The organism is Pedobacter sp. 10L46_2 (assembly GCF_056395165.1).
Map to the genome: position 1 here is coordinate 1 of NZ_JBFTIZ010000428.1, position 2,675 is coordinate 2,675.

A 2,675-nucleotide genomic window follows, 5' to 3' on the forward strand; every position below is an offset into this window, starting at 1 on the left:
GCTATTAATAGTCTTGAATTAATTAATTAAGACAAACCCCAGAATTATGGTACGCTTAAAAGAACTGGATGTTTTAAGAGGAATTGCCGCTCTTAACGTAGTTATATTCCATTATACATCTAAGTTCAGAATGAATTTTGGCCATAATTATCCTTCAAAATTCGATTGGGAGATTGGTCGTTACGGAGTAGAACTGTTTTTTATGATCAGTGGCTTTGTAATCTTTATGTCTCTTCAAGGGAAAACCTCATTAGAAGATTTTGCTTATAAAAGATTTTCGAGGCTTTATCCAACTTACTGGATTTGTGTTTTTATAACATTTTTAATTGTAAACCTTTCTCAGGATCCTAAAATGGAAACAAACAGTATCCCGGTTCTTTTGATGAACATGAGTATGATACAAGGGGTTTTCGGGATAAAAAATGTTGATGGTGCTTACTGGTCGCTGGTACCGGAACTGTTTTTTTACGCTTTTATGGGTGCCTTGTTCCAACTCAGGCTGCTGAGAAAAATGAGGACAATTGCAGTGATATGGCTAACGCTGATGTTAAGCAATAGTCTGTTTACGCTACCTTTTGGCGCTTATTTGCTGAACTTACAGTATGGGATGTTTTTTCTTGCGGGGATTCTTTTTTACAAGATAAAATTTGATGGAGGGGACTGGCGCGAACACATTTTGATTGGCGTGTGTTTTTTAGCTGGTGTAATAGAAAACCCAACGCTGATTTGTTTCGGAGTGTTCTCTGCCATATTTTGCTTGTTCTACTTATTTGTTTATAACAAGCTTACGCTGCTAACATGGAAGCCTTTTGTGTTTCTGGGTTATATTTCCTATCCGTTATATCTGCTGCATCAAAACATAGGTTTTGTGCTGATGAGAAAAATAGGACGATATATTTCTAACGAGTTTCTGGTAATTTTTATAGGCATCATTTCTATGATAACCATAGCATGGCTGGTAACCCGGTTTTTGGAAAAACCAATACTTCATTTTTTAAGGAACTATAGGTTCCATAAACCCAGGTATTCAGGTTCCTTTCAGAAATAAACCCTTTATCATGTCTTTACAGAAAAAAACAATTTCAGGGTTAATCTGGAATTTTACACAGCAGTTTAGTGTGCAGCTAATTGGCTTCTGCATTACCATGATACTGGCAAGGATTTTATTGCCTGCAGAATTTGGCCTTATCGCAATGCTAACAGTATTTATTGCCATAGGTAATTCTTTGTTAGAAAGCGGTCTGGCATCGTCGTTAATACGATCGTCAGATCTGGGACAGGAAGACTACTCAACGGTTTTCTTTTTTAACCTGGGCGGAAGTATTGTACTGTATGCCATTATTTACCTGCTTGCACCGCTGATTGCTTCATTTTACCATCAGGATGTACTGACGCTGATTCTTAGGGTTTATGCCCTAGATTTTATCATAAATGCCTTTTATGGAGTGCAGAATGCACGGTTAACAAAGGAGATGAATTTTAAAATTCAAATGAAAATTCAGATACCTGCAGTATTGATTGGTGGACTATTAGGCGTTTTTTTGGCGCTTCAGGGTTACGGTGTATGGAGTTTAGTTTGGATGGGTTTATTTCAGTCTTTCTTATCCACAGTGATGCATTGGATTTATTCTGGCTGGACACCAAGTTTTGTGTTCAGTAAACGATGCTTTAAGAGGCACTTTTATTTTGGCTATAAAATGACCCTGACTGGATTACTGGATATCCTTTATAGAAATATATATGTATTAATCATTGGTAAGTATTATTCTGTTGTACAACTAGGCTTTTATTCGAGGGCAGATTCGGCTAGCCAGCTCCCTATTGCAAATATATCTGCAGTAATAAATAAGGTTACCTACCCAATGTTCGCATCAATTGCCGATGACGATTTGAGGTTAAAAATGGTTTATAAAAGATTAATGCAGCAGGTTATTTTCTGGAATACGCCTATTTTGATTTTGCTGGCCGTAATAGGAGAGCCTTTATTTAGGTTTCTGTTTACAGATAAATGGTTGCCGGCAGTACCATACTTTCAAATCTTATGCATTGCTGGTATTATGTATCCTTTGCATGCTTATAACCTTAACATATTAAAAGTAAAGGGAAGGAGCGATCTGATACTGAAACTGGAATTTATTAAAAAATCAATTTGTGTAGTTGGCATTTTGTGCGTGTTCCCCTTTGGAATATATGGCTTACTATATTTTCAGCTGATGTTCAATTTTATAGGTTATTACATCAACTCAATTTATAGCGGAAAACTGATCAATTACCCCATAGGAGAGCAGATTATTGACATTATTCCAATGATTGCAACCTCTGTTTTTGCAGGAATATTATGCTACCTGGCCGATACGCTATGCTTCAGCACACTCCAATTATTAGATGTTACCAGAATTATAATAGACGGCCTGTTTTTCTCTCTGATTTATCTGGCCAGCAGTTCAATTTTAAGACTTGCACCAATTCATGATTTTAAACAATTAATCCTAAAGAGATGATACCTGTAACCAAACCTTTTCTTCCAAAAGTTAACGAATTTGAAGAGTACATTCACAGCATTTGGGAACGTCAGTGGCTTACCAATAACGGGCCACTGGTAAATGAACTTGAATTGAAGCTCAAGAACTATTTGGAAATTAAACACTTGCTGTTTGTTTCGAATGGTACAATTG

3 protein-coding genes are annotated in these 2,675 nt (G+C 36.5%); all 3 read left to right on the plus strand.

The genetic code is table 11. From position 1 onward, the window contains the following. The first annotated feature begins 46 nt into the window (after nt 1-46). Nucleotides 47-1,048 (plus strand): acyltransferase family protein, encoded by a 1,002-nt coding sequence (locus AC1DDX_RS26200; RefSeq protein WP_172662590.1) that lies wholly within the window; start codon nt 47-49, stop codon nt 1,046-1,048. Nucleotides 1,049-1,058: 10 nt separating this feature from the next. Then, nucleotides 1,059-2,501: a lipopolysaccharide biosynthesis protein gene (locus AC1DDX_RS26205; protein ID WP_337715973.1), complete on the plus strand. Its 1,443-nt coding sequence runs from the start codon at nt 1,059-1,061 to the stop codon at nt 2,499-2,501. Beyond that, nucleotides 2,498-2,675 (plus strand): DegT/DnrJ/EryC1/StrS family aminotransferase (locus tag AC1DDX_RS26210; protein ID WP_477622897.1); only part of this gene is annotated, 178 nt, incomplete at its 3' end. The genes AC1DDX_RS26205 and AC1DDX_RS26210, both read left to right, overlap by 4 nt.

Bases quoted from the DNA above. Each gene is read 5' to 3' on its own strand.
- AC1DDX_RS26200 (WP_172662590.1), top strand. From the start codon at position 47: ATGGTACGCTTAAAAGAACTGGATGTTTTAAGAGGAATTGCCGCTCTT.
- AC1DDX_RS26205 (WP_337715973.1), top strand. From the start codon at position 1,059: ATGTCTTTACAGAAAAAAACAATTTCAGGGTTAATCTGGAATTTTACA.